This is a genomic window from Oribacterium sp. KHPX15, assembly GCF_900107835.1.
In the GTDB taxonomy this organism is placed as follows: Bacteria; Bacillota; Clostridia; order Lachnospirales; family Lachnospiraceae; genus Oribacterium.
In genome coordinates, this window is record NZ_FNRG01000011.1 from 33,891 (window position 1) to 52,953 (window position 19,063).

Below are 19,063 nucleotides of genomic sequence, written 5' to 3' on the forward strand. Positions count from 1 at the left end.
GGGATGACTCATATCGAAAAAATACTTGATTTAGGTCATATAAAGAAGCCTACGGGAATGACTCATATCGGATAAATATTCAATTGAGGTCATGTAAAAGAACTTTCGAGTATGACTCGCATTAGAAAAAAGCTGAATGCGGTCAAACGATTGCGGTCAAACAGATGGTTTTTTCCTTGCATTTTAACAGCTCAAATAGTAATATTAGGTTCGGCGGTTTATCCGCCACCATGTATTTTTTGAAAGTCGAGGATTTAATATATGTTTTTAATGGCTATATCAATAGGTACCGTAGGAAAGGTACTTCTCATCATACTTCTGATTCTTCTTGTTATTCTTGGAGTTCTTTACTATTTTGGACGTAAGATGAGTCAGCAGCAGGCAGAACAGCAGCCTATGATCGAAGCCAATACTCAGAACGTTACAATTCTGGTTATAGATAAAAAGAAGATGTCTATAAAGGAAGCTGTAGCAGCAGGACTTCCCAAGCAGGTTGAGGAGCAGACTCCTATGTACTTAAAGCTCAGCAAGCTTCCGGTAGTGAAGGCAAAGGTTGGCCCTCAGATCATGACACTTATGGCTGATCCAAGCGTATTTGACCAGATTCCTTTACACAAAGAGTGTAAGGTGGCTGTTGCCGGAATCTATATCCGTAAGATCCTTTCAGTTCGCGGCGGCGCAATTCCCAAGGCACCTGAGAAAAAGGGCTTCATGGCGGGCCTCAGAAAAAAGGCTGAGCAGCAGCTCAATGAATCAAAGAAATAAATAAAATCATACAAAGCGGTTCACTTTCCGGTGAGCCGCTTTTTTTTAGCCCCTTCTCGACACAATGAAAAACCTCCAACCCATTGCAGTGGGTCGGAGGCTTTCATAAGGAAGTAATTATGAGATTTGTTTATGAAAAATGCTATGCATCTATCTGGCTAAGGTTAGTACATTGCTTTTTCTTTCTTACATGTATAAGTTATCACGAGTAATGTCACAAAAGTGTCACAGATTTTGTATATTTATGAGAAAATTATTTTTTTAAATGCACCCCTTGACTTGAGTCCGCTTCCTGCGATAATATGTATGATACCTATTTTGGGGCCCTAGGCGTATTGCGCCCATTTTTCGGCTTTCAAAATACATGTAACTATTAGGAAACATTTAACCAGATTCATTGAAATGTTGATACATCGAAATACAATGCTCGTAACGATGAATGCACATTTTGAGAACATCCACATCTTTCTATGAATCACAAAGATCAAGCGGGTTTCCCGCAATGGGGTGAACGGTCAATGGAAAAAAGCAAGATGCGTGTCGTTAAAAACGGCAAAAACGTCAGAATGACATTTGCGCAGCATGAAGAAGTGCTGGAGATGCCAAACCTGATTGAAGTCCAGAAGGATTCCTACGAGTGGTTCCTTTCAGACGGCCTCCGCGAGGCATTTGATGACATCTCTCCGATCCAGGATTTTGCTGGACACCTTTCCCTTGAGTTCGTAGGCTACAAGCTCTGCGAGAACGAGAAGAAGTACAACATTGAAGAGTGCAAGGAGCGTGATGCAACTTACGCAGCACCTCTCAAGGTAAAAGTACGTCTTATCAACAAGGATAAGGAAGAGATCAACGAACATGAGATATTTATGGGCGATCTGCCTCTTATGACAGATACCGGCTCATTTGTTATTAACGGTGCAGAGCGAGTTATCGTTTCACAGCTCGTTCGTTCTCCGGGCATTTACTATGGTGAAGATCACGATAAGATTGGTAAAGAGCTTTACTCATGTACAGTTATCCCTAATCGTGGTGCATGGATCGAGTATGAAACAGATTCCAATGACGTATTTTTTGTACGTGTAGACAGAACCCGTAAGGTTCCTGTATCTGTATTTATCCGTGCCCTTGGTGTCAGCTCCAATGCCGAGATCATTGACCTCTTCGGTGAAGAGCCTAAGCTCATGGCTTCTTTCGAGAAGGAGTCACCTGAGGCTCAGAACTACGAAGGCGGTCTTCTTGAACTTTACAGAAAGATAAGACCGGGTGAGCCGCTTTCAGTTGATTCAGCAAGCTCACTTCTTAATGGCATGTTCTTTGATCCACGCCGTTATGATCTTGCAAAGGTAGGACGTTATAAATTCAATAAGAAGCTTCACTTCAAGAATCGTATCAAGGGACATACTCTTGCTGAGGATGTTATCGATGAGACAACAGGTGAAGTTATCGCACAGGCAGGAGAGGAGATTTCCCGCGATAAGGCTATCGAGATCCAGGATGCAGCAGTTCCTTATGTTTGGATCGATGGTCCTACACGTAAGGTGAAGGTTCTTTCTGCAATGCAGGTAGACCTTAACAAGTACGTTACTTTCGACGCTTCAGAGATCGATTACGATGAGGCTAAGGAGTACGAGCACGTTAAGGAGTACTTTGAAAAGCAGGCTGACCGCACACATGCATCATTAAGCGAAGAGGCTGAGAAGAAGCTTTGGGATGCCCTTACTCTCGAGGAGAAGCAGGCACTTATCGACCAGGATAAGCCTGAGGAACTCGTTTACTATCCTGAGCTTGCAAGACTTATGGAGGAGAATGCTGACGATCAGAGAGCTCTCCGTATAGCCATCATGAAGGATATGCATGAGCTTGTTCCGAAGCACATCACTAAGGAAGATATCTTTGCTTCCATTAACTACTGCATGCATCTTGAGGAAGAGATCGGAACCAAGGATGATATCGATCACCTCGGAAACCGTCGTATCCGTGCTGTGGGAGAACTTCTCCAGAACCAGTACCGTATCGGTCTTTCCCGTATGGAGCGTGTTGTCCGCGAGCGTATGGCAACACAGGACATCGAGGAGATCACACCTCAGAGCCTCATAAACATTAAGCCAGTAACAGCTTCTGTTAAGGAGTTCTTCGGTTCATCACAGCTGTCACAGTTCATGGACCAGAACAACCCGCTTTCAGAGCTTACACATAAGCGTAGACTTTCAGCCCTCGGACCGGGCGGTCTTTCAAGAGATCGTGCAGGATTTGAGGTTCGAGACGTACACTATACTCACTATGGACGTATGTGCCCTATCGAGACACCTGAAGGACCTAACATCGGTCTTATCAACTCTCTCGCATCCTATGCACGTATCAATGAGTACGGATTCATTGAGGCTCCATATCGTATGGTAGATAAGTCTGATCCACAGAACCCTAAGGTTACCAGAGACGTTGTTTACCTTGCTGCAGACGAAGAGGATAACTACGTAGTTGCACAGGCAAACGAGCCCCTTGATGCAGACGGACATTTCCTTCATGACAATGTTTCCGGCCGTTTCAAAGAGGCTACCCAGGCATTCCCTAAGGCCTCTATCGATATGATGGACGTATCACCTAAGATGGTATTCTCAGTTGCTACTTCCATGATTCCGTTCCTCCAGAACGATGACGCTAACCGTGCCCTCATGGGATCAAACATGCAGCGTCAGGCCGTACCTCTTATGGTTACCGAGAGAGCCGCAGTTGATACAGGTATCTCTGCCAAGGCTGCCGTTGACTCGGGTGTTTGCTGTGTTGCAAAGTCTGATGGTGTAGTTGAGATCTCTGCTTCAAACAAGATCATCATTCGCCGTGACTCCGATGGAACTCTTGATGAGTATAAGCTTACAAAGTTCATGAGATCCAACCAGTCCAACTGCTACAACCAGAAGCCTATCGTATTTGCAGGTGACCATGTAAAGAAAGGTGATGTTATCGCCGATGGTCCTTCAACCTGTCAGGGTGAGATCGCTCTCGGTAAGAATCCTCTTATCGGATTCATGACATGGGAAGGTTACAACTACGAGGATGCGGTTCTCCTTTCAGAGAAGCTCATCCAGAATGATGTTTATACATCTATTCATATTGAAGAGTACGAATGTGAAGCCCGTGACACCAAGCTCGGACCTGAGGAGATCACTTCCGATGTTCCCGGCGTAGGTGACGATGCATTAAAGAACCTTGACGAGCGTGGAATCATCCGCATCGGTGCTGAGGTTCGTGCCGGTGACATTCTTGTTGGTAAGGTAACTCCTAAGGGAGAGACAGAGCTTACCGCTGAAGAGAGACTTCTTCGTGCTATCTTCGGTGAAAAGGCAAGAGAAGTTCGTGATACTTCATTAAAGGTACCTCACGGCGCATACGGCGTTGTTGTGGATGCCAAGGTATTTACAAGAGAAAATTCAGACGAACTCGCTCCGGGAGTTTCAGAGTCGGTTCGTATTTATATCGCACAGAAGAGAAAGATAGGTGTAGGTGATAAGATGGCCGGCCGTCACGGAAACAAGGGTGTATGTTCAAGAGTTCTCCCTGTTGAGGATCTTCCATACCTTCCTAACGGACGCCCTCTCGATATCGTGCTTAACCCTCTCGGCGTGCCTTCACGAATGAACATCGGACAGGTGCTTGAGTTACACCTTTCTCTCGCTGCAAAGGTTCTCGGCGTAGATGTTTCTACACCTATCTTTGATGGCGCTACAGAGCCGGATATCAGACAGACTCTCATCCTTGCTAACGATTACGCTAACAAGTCATGGGAAGAGTTTACAGAATTACACAAGGAAGAGCTTGATCCTGAGGTTTATGAGTATCTCGGTGCTCATCTCGATCACAGAGAGGAGTGGAAGGGTGTACCTATCGGAACCGATGGTAAGGTACAGCTCCGCGATGGACGTACAGGACTTCCGTTCGATGGCAAGACATCTATCGGATTCATGCATTACCTTAAGCTCCACCACCTTGTAGATGATAAGATCCACGCACGTTCAACCGGTCCGTACTCACTGGTTACACAGCAGCCACTTGGTGGTAAGGCACAGTTCGGTGGACAGCGTTTCGGAGAGATGGAAGTTTGGGCCCTCGAGGCTTACGGTGCTGCATACACACTTCAGGAGATCCTTACCATGAAGTCCGATGACGTTGCAGGACGTGTTAAGACCTATGAGGCTATCATAAAGGGACAGAATATCCCTGCTCCGGGTGTACCTGAGTCCTTTAAGGTTATGCTTAAGGAACTTGAGGCACTCTGCCTTGACGTTCGTGTACTTGACGATCAGCAGAATGAAATCGAGATCACAGAGGATCTCTACGATGCTAACCAGGATATGCACCGTCTGCTTTCAGGCGGAGACAACCGTTATGATAAGAATGAGAACCTCGGCCAGTATGGCTTCGCAGCTCAGGAATTCAAGAACGGTGAGCTTGTTGACGCTGATGAAAATATGTCTGCACAGGGTGTAGAGATGTTCTCGGATGGTGACGATGAGCTTGTGTCAGCATTAGGCGCAGATCTCATGGATGATGGTTTCGGGGATGATTCTTCAGAGGAAGATGATTTCTTTGAGGATAGTGAAGATATCGTTTCGGAGTCTGACGATTTCTCAGACGACGATGAAGTATAATAGGAGGAATACATGGCACAGCTTGATAAAATAAATGAGCCTGTTCAGTTTGATTCGATCAAGATCGGCCTTGCCTCTCCGGAGAAGATCCTGGAGTGGTCTCATGGTGAAGTTAAGAAGCCTGAGACGATCAACTACAGAACTCTGAAGCCTGAGAAGGATGGACTTTTCTGTGAGCGTATCTTTGGACCGGTTAAAGACTGGGAGTGCCACTGCGGAAAGTACAAGAAGATCCGTTATAAGGGTGTTGTTTGTGACCGCTGCGGTGTTGAGGTAACAAAGTCCTCCGTAAGACGTGAGAGAATGGGACACATAGCTCTTGCAGCACCTGTTTCTCATATCTGGTATTTCAAGGGTATTCCTTCAAGGATGGGTCTGATACTTGATATCAGCCCCCGTGTCCTTGAGAGAGTTCTCTATTTCGCAAGCTATATAGTACTTGATAAGGGTGAGACACAGCTTGAATACAAGCAGGTTCTTTCCGAGAAGGAGTACAGAGATGCGGTTGAACAGTACGGCTATGGTTCCTTCCGTGCAGGAATGGGTGCTGAGTCTGTACTTGAACTTCTTAAGAGCATTGACCTCGAAAGAGAGTATACAGAATTAAGACAGGAGCTTGATGACGCTTCCGGTCAGAAGAGAGCAAGAATCGTAAAGAGACTTGAGGTTGTTGAGGCATTCCGCTCATCAGGAAACCTTCCTGAGTGGATGATCCTTACACAGCTTCCTGTCATCCCGCCTGATCTTCGTCCTATGGTACAGCTTGACGGCGGACGTTTTGCAACATCTGATCTTAATGACCTTTACAGAAGAATCATTAACAGAAACAACCGTCTCGCCCGTCTCCTCGAGCTTGGCGCACCTGAGATCATCGTACGTAACGAGAAGCGTATGCTTCAGGAGGCTGTTGATGCTCTTATCGATAACGGTCGTCGCGGACGTCCTGTAACAGGTCCCGGAAACAGAGCTCTGAAGTCACTTTCAGATATGTTAAAGGGTAAGCAGGGACGTTTCAGACAGAACCTTCTCGGTAAGCGTGTTGACTACTCAGGACGTTCTGTTATCGTCGTAGGACCTGACCTTAAGATCTACCAGTGCGGTGTTCCTAAGGAGATGGCTCTCGAGCTTTTCAAGCCTTTCGTAATGAAGGAGCTTGTAAATACAGGTAAGGCACACAACATTAAGAATGCCAAGAAGATGGTCGAGAGACTCGATCCTATGGTTTGGGATATCCTTGAAGGCGTTATCAAGGGACACCCGGTTATGCTTAACCGTGCTCCGACCCTTCACAGACTTGGTATCCAGGCATTCGAGCCAACCCTCGTAGAAGGCAAGGCTATCAGACTTCATCCGCTCGTTTGTGCAGCGTTCAATGCTGACTTCGATGGTGACCAGATGGCTATCCACCTTCCGCTTACACAGGAAGCTCAGGCAGAGTGCAGATTCATGCTTCTCGCACCTAACAACCTGCTTAAGCCTTCAGACGGTGGTGTTGTTGCGGTTCCTTCACAGGATATGGTACTTGGTATCTACTACATCACACAGGAGAGACCCGGTGAGCCTAACGAGGGAATGTTCTTCAAGAGCATTAACGAGGCTATCCTTGCAAAGGAAAACGGCTACATTACCATGCACACAAGGATCAAGGTACGTATCAAGAAGAACCTCAAGAACGAGGACGGTACCGAGAGAACTGTTGAGGGCGTTATCAATACAACTGTAGGTCGTCTCATATTTAATGAGATCATCCCTCAGGATCTCGGATTTGTTGACCGTACAATTCCGGGCAATGAGATCCTTCCTGAGATCGATGAGATAGTTAAGAAGAAGAACCTCAAGAAGATTCTTGAAAAGATAATGGACGTTCACGGTGCTACACAGACAGCACTAAGCCTTGACGACATCAAGTCTATGGGTTACAAGCAGTCTACAATTGCAGCCATGACCGTTTCCATTTCAGATATGACAGTGCCTGCATCAAAGCAGCAGCTCCTTGATGAAGCTCAGAAGACTGTAGACAAGATCGCACGTAACTACCGTCGTGGTCTCGTAACAGAGGAAGAGAGATATCAGGAAGTTATCGATACATGGAAGAAGACCGATGATCAGCTTACTCATGACCTTCTCAGTGGTCTTGATAAGTACAACAACATCTTTATGATGGCTGACTCCGGAGCCCGTGGATCCGATAAGCAGATCAAGCAGCTTGCAGGTATGCGTGGACTCATGGCAGATACAACCGGACGTACCATCGAGCTCCCTATCAAGTCAAACTTCCGTGAAGGTCTTGACGTACTGGAGTACTTCATTTCCGCACACGGTGCTCGTAAGGGACTTTCCGATACTGCGCTCCGTACAGCCGATTCCGGATACCTTACCCGTCGAATGGTTGACGTTACACAGGATCTCATCATCCGTGAGCTTGACTGTTCAGCAAATAAGGACAAGATCCCGTTCCTTGAGATTTCAGAGCTTTCTGACGGACAGGAGAAGATCGAGTCACTTCAGGATCGTATCACAGGACGTTACATCGCTGAGGATATAGTAGATCCTGAGACAGGCAAGACTGTTGTTAAGGCTGACCACATGGTTACACCTAAGCGTGCACCGCGTGTTATCAAGGCTCTTAACAATATGGGCAGAAAGACCATCAAGATCAGAACCGTACTTACCTGCCGTTCAAAGAATGGTGTATGTGCTAAGTGCTACGGTTCAAACCTTGCAACAGGTCAGCCGGTTCAGATCGGTGAGGCAGTAGGTATCATCGCTGCTCAGTCAATCGGTGAGCCGGGTACACAGCTTACCATGAGAACCTTCCACACCGGTGGTGTTGCCGGTGGTGATATCACACAGGGTCTTCCCAGAGTTGAGGAGCTTTTCGAAGCTCGTAAACCTAAGGGACTTGCAATTCTTACAGAGATCCCGGGTGTGGTTGAGATCAAGGAAACCGCTAAGAAGAGAGAAGTTGTTGTTACTGATGATGCTAATGCTCAGTCAAAGACATACCTTATTCCATACGGTTCCAGACTTAAGGTACAGAACGGTCAGGTTCTTGAGGCCGGTGATGTACTTACAGAAGGTTCCATTAACCCTCATGATCTCCTGAAGATCAAGGGCACCAAGGCAGTACAGGATTACATGATCTCTGAAGTTCAGAGAGTATACCGTCTCCAGGGTGTTGAGATTCAGGACAGACATATCGAGATGATCGTTCATCAGATGATGAAGAAGGAACGTATCAACGAAGCAGGTGATTCACACTTCATTCCTGGTACAACTGTTGATCGTCTTGATTTCGAGGATGAGAACGAGAGGCTTATCGCAGAAGGCAAAAAGCCGGCAGAGGGAACAAGAATCATGCTTGGTATCACCAAGGCATCTCTTGCAACAGACTCCTTCCTGTCAGCAGCATCCTTCCAGGAGACAACCAAGGTTCTTACCGAGGCTGCCATCAACGGAAAGAGAGACAACCTTGTGGGACTTAAGGAGAACGTTATCATCGGTAAGCTCATTCCTGCCGGTACCGGCATGAAGCGTTACAGAAATGTAGAGCTTTCACAGGATATTGAGGATATCGAGGACGAGACAGAGCAGCTCTTCACACCTGATGAGGCATTCGACATCGATGCTGAAGGCGTTGAGAGAATCGCAGCCCGTCACAGAATCGAGAACCAGAAGAATAATGTGCTGTAAATAGTTCTGACTGATGAAGTGTTTAACACTAAACAGTCCGTAACCAAACAGTAATAATAGAAGAAAGGGATCGCGGCTTGCTGCGGTTCCTTTTCACCTATATTCACAAAAAAAGAATATGGGTCAAGTAATCCCCGATACTCAAATGACCTATATCAGCAAAAACGCAATATGAGTCAAGCCCTGACTCAATACTCAATGACCTTAATCTTTAAATACGGAATATGAGTCAAGCCCTTTCCTGATACTCAATGACTTAAATCCTCAAAAACGTAATATGGGTCAAGACTATACCTGAAGCTTAATGACCTAAATCTCCAAAATTGAAATTAGAGTCAATACTTTACCCGGTTTTTAATGACCTATATCCTAAAAAAGGATAAATGAGTCAAGATTTGGACTGATTTTTTATGACCTATATATTTTAAAATGTGATTATGAGTCATGTAGTCTCAGGTTTCACAATGACTCATATCACAAAAAACAGATTATGAGTCAGTTAATAGTGTGGTTTCTTTTGTTATATGAAAATTATATAAATTTGATTGACAATAAAATGTGGTTGAAGTATAGTACTTAGGCGTGCGTGAAAAAACACGCCCTGTTTGGTATTTCAGGTTAAAAAATATACATATTATAAATCTATTGAAAGGAGAACCAAATGCCTACATTTAACCAGTTAGTAAGAAAGGGCAGAACTTCTCAGAAGAAGAAGTCTACCGCACCTGCACTTCAGAAAGGATTCAACTCTTTAAAGAAGGTGGCAACTAACATTTCCGCTCCTCAGAAGCGTGGTGTATGTACAGCTGTTAAGACAGCTACACCTAAGAAGCCTAACTCAGCTCTTCGTAAGATCGCCAGAGTAAGACTTTCAAACGGTTTCGAAGTTACATCATACATTCCGGGAGAGGGACATAACCTTCAGGAGCACTCTGTTGTTATGATCCGTGGTGGCCGTGTTAAGGATCTTCCTGGTACAAGATACCATATCATCCGTGGAACACTGGACACAGCCGGCGTTGCAAACAGAATGCAGGCCCGTTCAAAGTACGGCGCAAAGAGACCTAAGGCTAAGAAGTAATTTAGATTACCTTAGTAAGATTCAGTAATTAAGACATGGTTAAAATGACGGATAATGGAACTCATTATTTATATAAGGTGTGTCCTTGTCCGCATGAACTCGCAAAACACTACAATTAAGTAGCAGTTGCGTAGAGTACCGATGATCTAAAACAAATTTTTAAGGAGGGAAGTAACGTGCCACGTAAAGGACATACTCTGCACAGAGACGTTCTCGCAGACCCAATCTACAATTCAAAGATTGTAACAAAGCTTGTTAATTCCATCATGCTTGATGGTAAGAAGGGTGTTGCACAGAAGATCGTTTATGGTGCATTCGACATCGTCGCAGAGAAGAGCGGCAAGGAAGCTACAGAAGTATTTGAAGAGGCTATGAACAACATCATGCCTGTTCTTGAAGTTAAGGCTAAGCGTATCGGTGGTGCCACATATCAGGTACCTATGGAGGTTAAGCCTGAGAGACGTCAGACACTTGGCCTTCGTTGGCTTACAGAGTTCTCACGTAAGAGATCTGAGAAGACTCAGGCTGAGAGACTCGCTAACGAGATCATGGACGCTGCAAACAATACCGGTGCAGCTGTTAAGCGTAAGGAAGAGATGCATAGAATGGCTGAGGCTAACAAGGCATTCGCGCACTACAGATTCTGATAGGAGGAAAACACTTTGGCTACCAGAGAATATTCACTTGAGCATACAAGAAATATTGGTATCATGGCACATATCGATGCCGGTAAGACTACACTGACAGAGCGTATCCTCTTCTACACAGGTGTTAACCACAAGATCGGTGACACACACGAAGGAACAGCAACCATGGACTGGATGGCACAGGAGCAGGAGCGTGGTATCACTATCACATCCGCTGCTACCACATGTCACTGGACACAGGAGTTCGAGCACAAGAAGATTGAAGGTGCTCCTGAGCACAGAATCAACATTATCGATACTCCGGGTCACGTAGACTTCACAGTTGAGGTTGAGCGTTCCCTTAGAGTACTTGACGGTGCTGTAGGTGTGTTCGACGCTAAGTCCGGCGTTGAGCCACAGTCTGAGAACGTTTGGAGACAGGCTGATACATATCACGTACCAAGACTGGCATTCATCAACAAGATGGATATCGTAGGTGCTGATTTCTTCCATTCTGTTCAGACTATCGTTGATCGTCTTGGTAAGAACTGCGTTATGGTTCAGCTTCCTATCGGACGTGAGGACACATATGTAGGTCTCATCGACCTTATGGAGATGAAGGCTTACTACTATAGAGATGACAAGGGCGAAGACATCGAGATCACAGCTGTTCCCGATGATATGAAGGATCAGGCTGAAGAGTACCACACAAAGATGGTAGAGCAGATCGCTGAGCTCGATGAGGAACTCATGGAGAAGTACCTTGAGGGTGAGGAGCTTACTATCGAAGAGATGAAGAAGGCTCTTCGTAAGGCTACAATTGCAGGTGATGCAATTCCTTGCCTCTGCGGTACAGCTTACAGAAACAAGGGCGTACAGAAGCTTCTTGATGCTGTTATCGATTATCTCCCGGCTCCTACAGATGTTCCTGATGTTACAGGTACAGATATGGACGGAAATGAGGACACAAGACCTTCATCAGATGATGCTCCGTTCGCAGCTCTTGCATTCAAGATCATGACTGACCCGTTTGTAGGTAAGCTTGCATATTTCCGTGTATATTCAGGTACACTTAAGACCGGTTCTTACTGCCTGAACTCTACAAAGGATAAGAAGGAGAGAGTTGGTCGTCTTCTTCAGATGCATGCTAACAAGAGACAGGAACTTGATGAAGTATTCTCAGGTGATATCGCAGCTGCAGTAGGATTCAAGATCACTACAACAGGTGACACAATCTGTGACGAGCAGCACCCTATCATTCTTGAGTCTATGGAATTCCCTGAGCCTGTTATCTCTGTTGCTATCGAGCCTAAGACCAAGGCTTCACAGGGTAAGATGACAGATGCTCTTGCAAAGCTTGCTGAAGAGGATCCTACATTCCGCGTAAGAACTGATGAAGAGACAGGACAGACAATCATTTCAGGTATGGGTGAGCTTCACCTTGAGATCATTGTTGACCGTCTTCTCCGTGAGTTCCACGTAGAGGCTAATGTTGGTGCTCCTCAGGTTGCTTACAAGGAGACATTTACAAAGGCTGTTGATGTACAGGGCCGTTATGTTCACCAGTCCGGTGGTTCAGGTATGTACGGTGATTGTAAGGTTAAGTTCGAGCCGATGGATGCAAACGCTGAAGAGACCTTCAAGTTTGAGTCTACTGTTGTCGGTGGTTCTATCCCTAAGGAGTACATTCCTGCTATCGAGAAGGGTATCAGAAACGCAGCTCAGTCAGGTATTCTTGCCGGCTATCCTGTACTTGGTATCCATGCTAATGTTTATGATGGATCATACCATGATGTCGATTCTAACGAGCGTGCATTCGAGTTCGCCGGTTCAATCGCATTCAAGACAGCTATGGAGAAGGCAGATCCAGTTCTTCTTGAGCCTATCATGAAGGTTGAGATCGTAACTCCTGAAGAGTACATGGGTAACGTTATCGGCGATGTAAACTCTCGTCGTGGACGTATCGAGAGCATGGAGGACATCCCTTCAGGCAAGCAGGTTAACAGCTTTGTACCTCTTGCAGAGATGTTCGGTTATGCAACAGACCTTCGTTCAAAGACACAGGGTCGTGCAAACTACTCAATGTTCTTCGATCACTATGAGAAGTGCCCTAAGAACGTTCAGGATGCTGTTCTCAAAGAGAAAAAAGGCAAATAATTAAAAATATTTAAAAAAAGTCAGTATTTTTGGGCTAAGATAAGCATCTGAATGCCCAAAAATACTTGATAAAATAAACTAACAATGATAAAATCATGTTTGCTGATTGCAAGGAGATACTTTGCGATTGGCTTAATGTACTGCACGGAGCATGCGAGCGCATGCATGGTGCTTGACATGATATTCGTTGTATTACATTTTCCAGGAGGAATTGAAAAATGGCAAAGGCACATTTCGAAAGAACTAAGCCACATGTTAACATCGGTACCATCGGTCACGTAGACCACGGTAAAACAACTCTTACAGCTGCTATCACAGCAGTTCTCGCTGACAGACTTGGACTTGATCCAGCTGTTCCTTTCGATCAGATCGATAAGGCTCCGGAAGAGAGAGAAAGAGGAATCACTATCAACTCTGCACACGTTGAGTATGAGACAGAGAACCGTCACTATGCTCACGTTGACTGCCCGGGCCACGCTGACTATGTAAAGAACATGATCACTGGTGCTGCTCAGATGGATGGTGCTATCCTCGTTGTTGCTGCAACTGATGGTGTTATGGCTCAGACAAGAGAGCATATCCTTCTTGCTCGTCAGGTAGGTGTTCCTGCTATCGTTGTATTCCTTAACAAGTGCGATATGGTTGACGATCCTGAGCTTCTTGAGCTCGTAGAGATGGAGGTTAGAGACCTTCTTAACGAGTATGAGTTCCCAGGCGATGAGATTCCTGTAGTTCAGGGTTCAGCTCTTAAGGCTCTTGAGGATCCTAAGAGTGAGTGGGGCGACAAGATTCTTGAGCTTATGAAGCAGGTTGATGAGTACATTCCTGCTCCTGCACGTGAGACAGATAAGCCTTTCCTTATGCCTGTTGAGGACGTATTCACAATCACAGGTCGTGGAACTGTTGCTACAGGCCGTGTAGAGCGTGGTGTTCTTCACCTTAACGATGAAGTTGAGGTTGTAGGTATTTCTGAGGAGACTCAGAAGACTGTTGTAACCGGTATCGAGATGTTCCGTAAGACTCTTGATGATGCTCAGGCTGGTGATAACGTAGGTCTTCTCCTTCGTGGTATCAACCGTGATCAGATCGAGAGAGGTCAGGTTCTCTGCAAGCCGGGTTCAGTAAAGTGCCACAGCAAGTTCACTGCTCAGGTATACGTACTTACAAAGGATGAAGGTGGACGTCATACTCCTTTCTTCACAAACTACAGACCTCAGTTCTATTTCAGAACAACAGACGTTACAGGTGTTTGCCACCTTCCAGAGGGTACAGAGATGTGCATGCCTGGTGATAACACAGAGATGAGTGTAGAGCTCATCCACCCTGTAGCTATGGAAGAGGGTCTTCGTTTCGCTATCCGTGAGGGTGGTAGAACAGTAGGATCTGGAAGAGTTGTTTCTATCACAGAGTAATTCTTCGATTCCTAGTTTCACTAGATGAATTTTCAAAAGAGCGTAGAGATTTTCTCTACGCTCTTTTTTTGAACAATATTATTCGTAAACATCAATTATTGTTTTCTCATTTGACTTATCTTGAGGAAATGGAGTTTAGAGTCATAATAATAAAACCTGACATATTGTAGTCAACCCAAGAATCGTCATACGTTAGATTAATAAATTAATAAGGGGAAAGTAAAGAAAGCGACATGACTTTAGCCTTTTTTCTTATAGTGGGATATTGTAAACTATATGTGTAAAACTATGTATATTTGTAGTTTGTCTCATATATCAATACTGTTAAATCCTGCTGGTTTTGATAGGCAGACTGGTATAGGATAAAGCCGGAGGTATTGACAGCGGTATGTCATAATATAACGGCGAAATACCTTTTTTACAGAGGAGTAGCGTATGAAATTAATGAAGAGGGCTTTAATTGTGGCAGCAGCTATGAGTGCCATGTTTTCATTTTTGGCCTTTGCGGGAGATACCCCAACAGGCGTTACCATCGATAAAAGCGGAAGTGATCTTACAATTTCATGGAATGCACCTGATTTTGATGGAATTGATAAGTACCAGGTTCAGCTGTATAAAGTGAAAAATTCTGAAAATTTGAATAGTAATGATTCAAAATCAGGATCTGCAAAAACTGTAGATGGTGATGACACAAGCGTAGAAATAAGTGTTAGCAGTAAGGGATATTACTATGCGAAAGTCAGAATGAAGGATGTAAATAATAAATGGCATTCATGGTCTTCTGCAAGTGATCATGTTACTGTTACAAGTGATGATATAGGAAATTCAGGATCTCACCCTGGTGGAGGCTCAGGATATACTTCCAATGTCAGTCCCAGCGGCACAGGCACCGTTATCTATACAACAAATTATACCGGTGGAAATACTGCTTATAACAGCGAAGGAACCTTATACAATACAGCAACTTATGGTCCCATGGCAGGCAACCTTGCGGCAACAGGTCTGACAAAACTCGGTGATCCGAATGCCATGAACCCAACAACCAATAATGTTTACAGTTCTTCATCAACTGTTGCCAACACTAAGTATGTGTCAGCATTTACATATCTTAAAACCGGGTGGCAGTTCGATCAGGCGGGCATGTGGTATCTTTATGATGACGGTACTTATCCCGTTAGCTGTTGGAGACTAATAGACGGAGCTTACTATCATTTTAATCCTTCAGGATATCTCGAGGTTAATACCTGGGTGCTTGAGGCCAATGGATGGAGATATGTTGGCGCTGATGGAAAGATGTGTACCGGATGGTACATGATGAATAATAAGTGGTATTATTTCAATACAAATGATGGCGTTTTACAGGGACCTGGAATCATTGCAGTTGATAACAAATTCTATTATATCCAGCAGGACGGTTCCAGAGTTCAGAACAACTGGGTAAACGGATATTACTACGGAGCAGATGGAGCATTAACAAATGGATAAGAAGCTTAGAGACCTTAACGATGTCGATAAGGTGCTTAAAGAAAAATCGGATGATGAAAATATTGAGCCAAGAAAAGGACGTCGACATACGGCTATGCACAATGATGTTTTTGACATCGATGAGCTGAAGGGAATGCTTGTTATTCCGGCTATCGTGATCGTTTTGATGATCATCATAGTGATACTTGACAGAGATCCGTCCACAGAGGTAAAGGCAGATAATACTCCAAAACCACAAACTGAAACAGCAGCTGTTCCCGAGACTACAGTGGAGGAGACTGAAGATCCGACAATAGTTCGTGAATATCATGATGAATATCTGACTGCATTTTTTGAAAAGTTTTTCGATGCACGCCTGAATTCGGACGTAGATACTCTTTACGAATTGACGGGAGTCACCAATCAGACTCCTGAACAGAGTGAGCTTCTGAAATCCCAGCTTCAGACTCAGGCAGGCTACATTGAATCCTACTCAAACATAAGGCAGTATGCCGTAAATGCTCTTGAAGAAAATTCACGACTTGTATTCGTGACCTATGATGTGAAATTCAGAAGAGTCGATACATTGGCACCGGGAATCATGTACTGCTATGTTAAAGTAAATGATTCCAACCAGTTCGAGATTATCGAGAACCTGAGCCCGGATCAGACAAAGTTTGTAAATGAATATATTACAAGTCATGAAGAAGTTCAGGAGCTGATCAATACAACAAACTCAAATCTCCTTCAGGCAATAACAAGCGATGAGCGTCTGGCAGTAATCTATGACGCTTTCCAGAGCGGTCGTATCTACACCGACAGCCAGGAAGCCATCGACAGCCAGGTTTCCCTCATTGCCATCGACGGCAACGAAGTAGTCACCGAACCCGCAACAGAAGCCGCCGAGGAAACTGAAGCGGAGAATGAGGCTGGTACAGAGACTGGCGCAGTAATTGAGAATACTTCTGAAACAGAAAGCCAGAGTCAATAACAGAAGGGATTACAAGAGTTTAGCTGGGTTTTCAAAGTTATTTAGCTTTAGACATTAAACTGACCACCCTGGAGTTAGTCCGAAATCTAACGATAGGGTGGTCGGTTTTTTAGTGGCAAGATGCCGCCATGTAGTATATAATATATTGAATTTGTCGTGAGACTGTTGTGGCAAGTTTCCGGAGGAAACTTGGCATGTAGCGTCAGCCGTCGACGAAGTCGAATTTAAATCGGCTGACGTTCCCATAACAAAGGAGATTTAGAAATGGATACAAAAGATTTTTACTATGACCTGCCGGAAGAGCTCATCGCTCAGGACCCGCTTGAGAAGCGTTCAGACTCAAGGCTACTGGTGATGGACAAGAATACCGGAGACATTGAACATAAACACTTTTACGATATAATCGATTACCTTCAGCCGGGAGACTGCCTTGTCATCAATGATACAAAGGTTATCCCCGCAAGACTTCACGGTGTCAAGGAGGAGACCGGAGCTCATGTTGAGGTACTGCTTTTACAGAGAAAGTCTGCCACAGACTGGGAGTGCCTCGTAAAGCCGGGAAAGAAAATGAGAAACGGTGCCAGAGTTTCCTTCGGTGATGGACTCCTGAGAGGTGAAGTCATTGAAACGATAGATGACGGAAACAGAATCATTCGCTTTGAGTTTGACGGAATCTGGGAAGAGGTTTTGGACAAGCTTGGGGAAATGCCTATACCGCCATATATTCACCATCAGTTAAAGGAAAGAGAAAGATACAATACCGTTTACGCAAAAAATGACGGATCAGCAGCTGCACCTACAGCAGGTCTGCATTGGACCAAAGAGCTGTTGGATGCGGTGAAGGATAAAGGCGTGGAGATTGCCCACGTTACTTTGCATGTGGGTCTCGGAACCTTCAGACCGGTCAAGGCCGAGAAGATCGAGGAGCACCACATGCACAGCGAGTTCTACATTGTGGAGCAGTCTGAGGCTGACAAGATCAACAAGGCCCACGCCGGGGGACACAGAGTCATATGCACTGGGACCACTTCCTGCAGAACCGTTGAGTCTGCGGCACTTCCCGACGGGACCATGCCCGCAACTTCCGGATGGACCAATATCTTCATCTACCCGGGCTACAAGTTCAAGTGCATGGATGCCCTTATCACAAACTTCCATTTGCCGGAGTCTACGCTTGTGATGCTGGTGTCAGCATTTGCCGGAAGGGAGCATGTGCTTAATGCTTACAATACCGCTGTGAAGGAGAAGTACAGGTTCTTCAGCTTCGGCGACGCTTGCTTCTTCGCTGATCTTAGAGATAAACATTAAGGTGTATGACACGCAAAAGAACGATAGAAGGTAGTCTGCGTGTCTAAACAGAGTTGTTTAAAAAAACAAGCAAAATAGGAAATAAAATGAGAATAAATAAACGATTATCGGAGCTTGGCGTTTGCTCCAGAAGAGAGGCAGACCGTTTGGTGGAGGCCGGACGTATCACCGTGAATGGAAAGCCGGTGGAGATGGGACAGCAGGTTACGGAGGCGGATTCCATCGAGCTTGACGGAACCTGCGTGAATCCCCATGCCTTAAATGCCAATGCCAAAAATCCGGAGGAGCGTTTCCTTCTGGCCACTGAATCTACAAAGATGATGGAGAGATACGGGGAGCAGATTTCCAGGGACGGCAAGGACTATGACAAGCCTGAGCCGGTGCTCCTTGCCTACTATAAGCCTCGCGGGGTTGTCTGCACAACCTCCGACAAGGATAAGGCCACCAATATTATAGAAGCCATCAACTATCACACCCGTGTTTACCCTATAGGAAGACTTGATAAGGAGTCCGAGGGACTTATCCTTCTGACCAATCAGGGGGATCTGGTGAACCGCATTAACCGTGCCCGGAATTATCACGAAAAGGAGTACGTGGTTACCACCGACAAGGCTCTTACAAAGGAATTCCTGGACAAGCTTGCGGACGGAGTTTATCTTAAGGAGCTTAATGTTACCACCCGGCCCTGTGAGGTTTGGCAGGACATGACATTGGCACCGAAGGTAAGACAGCATGAGTTCCACATCGTCATAACCCAGGGGCTGAACCGCCAGATCAGAAGGATGTGCGCGGCCTACGGCTATAAAGTTAAGAAGCTTAAGAGGATCCGTATCATGGATCTCACTTTGCACGGCTTAAAGCCCGGGCAGTACAGGGAGATCGAGCTCAGTGAAGTGACGGATGATCTTGAGAATTTGTGA

The 19,063-nt window shown here is 45.3% G+C and carries 11 protein-coding genes; all 11 read left to right on the forward strand.

The window, feature by feature from the left end:
* The first annotated feature begins 261 nt into the window (after positions 1-261).
* The 11 genes from BLV86_RS08460 (at position 262) to BLV86_RS08510 (ending at position 19,063) form a co-directional block, all read left to right on the forward strand.
* The gene (locus BLV86_RS08460; RefSeq protein ID WP_044916077.1) at positions 262-765 is read left to right on the forward strand and encodes a hypothetical protein; all 504 of its coding nucleotides are present in this window, start codon (positions 262-264) and stop codon (positions 763-765) included.
* Positions 766-1,283: 518 nt separating this feature from the next.
* On the forward strand, positions 1,284-5,411 hold the full coding sequence (rpoB, locus tag BLV86_RS08465) for a DNA-directed RNA polymerase subunit beta (protein ID WP_090816285.1): 4,128 nt from the start codon (positions 1,284-1,286) through the stop codon (positions 5,409-5,411).
* Positions 5,412-5,423: 12 nt separating this feature from the next.
* Positions 5,424-9,104, forward strand: coding sequence for a DNA-directed RNA polymerase subunit beta' (rpoC, locus tag BLV86_RS08470; protein WP_044916078.1), 3,681 nt, complete (start codon positions 5,424-5,426; stop codon positions 9,102-9,104).
* A 661-nt stretch (positions 9,105-9,765) separates the two neighbouring features.
* Positions 9,766-10,185 (forward strand): 30S ribosomal protein S12, encoded by a 420-nt coding sequence (gene rpsL / locus BLV86_RS08475; protein ID WP_029200263.1) that lies wholly within the window; start codon positions 9,766-9,768, stop codon positions 10,183-10,185.
* 176 nt (positions 10,186-10,361) lie between these two features.
* Complete coding sequence (gene rpsG / locus BLV86_RS08480; RefSeq protein WP_029200262.1) at positions 10,362-10,832, forward strand: 30S ribosomal protein S7; 471 nt, start codon at positions 10,362-10,364, stop codon at positions 10,830-10,832.
* A gap of 15 nt (positions 10,833-10,847) precedes the next feature.
* Positions 10,848-12,968 carry an elongation factor G gene (gene fusA / locus BLV86_RS08485; protein ID WP_031549076.1) on the forward strand — a complete coding sequence of 707 codons (2,121 nt, stop codon included), beginning with the start codon at positions 10,848-10,850 and terminating at the stop codon, positions 12,966-12,968.
* A 218-nt stretch (positions 12,969-13,186) separates the two neighbouring features.
* Positions 13,187-14,380: an elongation factor Tu gene (gene tuf / locus BLV86_RS08490; RefSeq protein ID WP_031549079.1), complete on the forward strand. Its 1,194-nt coding sequence runs from the start codon at positions 13,187-13,189 to the stop codon at positions 14,378-14,380.
* A gap of 435 nt (positions 14,381-14,815) precedes the next feature.
* On the forward strand, positions 14,816-15,865 hold the full coding sequence (locus BLV86_RS08495; protein WP_090816286.1) for a PspC-like choline-binding domain-containing protein: 1,050 nt from the start codon (positions 14,816-14,818) through the stop codon (positions 15,863-15,865).
* Positions 15,858-16,835 (forward strand): hypothetical protein, encoded by a 978-nt coding sequence (locus tag BLV86_RS08500; protein WP_090816287.1) that lies wholly within the window; start codon positions 15,858-15,860, stop codon positions 16,833-16,835. The genes BLV86_RS08495 and BLV86_RS08500 overlap by 8 nt, the downstream gene beginning before the upstream one ends.
* 264 nt (positions 16,836-17,099) lie before the next feature.
* The gene (gene queA / locus BLV86_RS08505; protein ID WP_090816288.1) at positions 17,100-18,143 is read left to right on the forward strand and encodes a tRNA preQ1(34) S-adenosylmethionine ribosyltransferase-isomerase QueA; all 1,044 of its coding nucleotides are present in this window, start codon (positions 17,100-17,102) and stop codon (positions 18,141-18,143) included.
* 86 nt (positions 18,144-18,229) lie between these two features.
* The gene (locus BLV86_RS08510; protein ID WP_090816289.1) at positions 18,230-19,063 is read left to right on the forward strand and encodes a pseudouridine synthase; all 834 of its coding nucleotides are present in this window, start codon (positions 18,230-18,232) and stop codon (positions 19,061-19,063) included.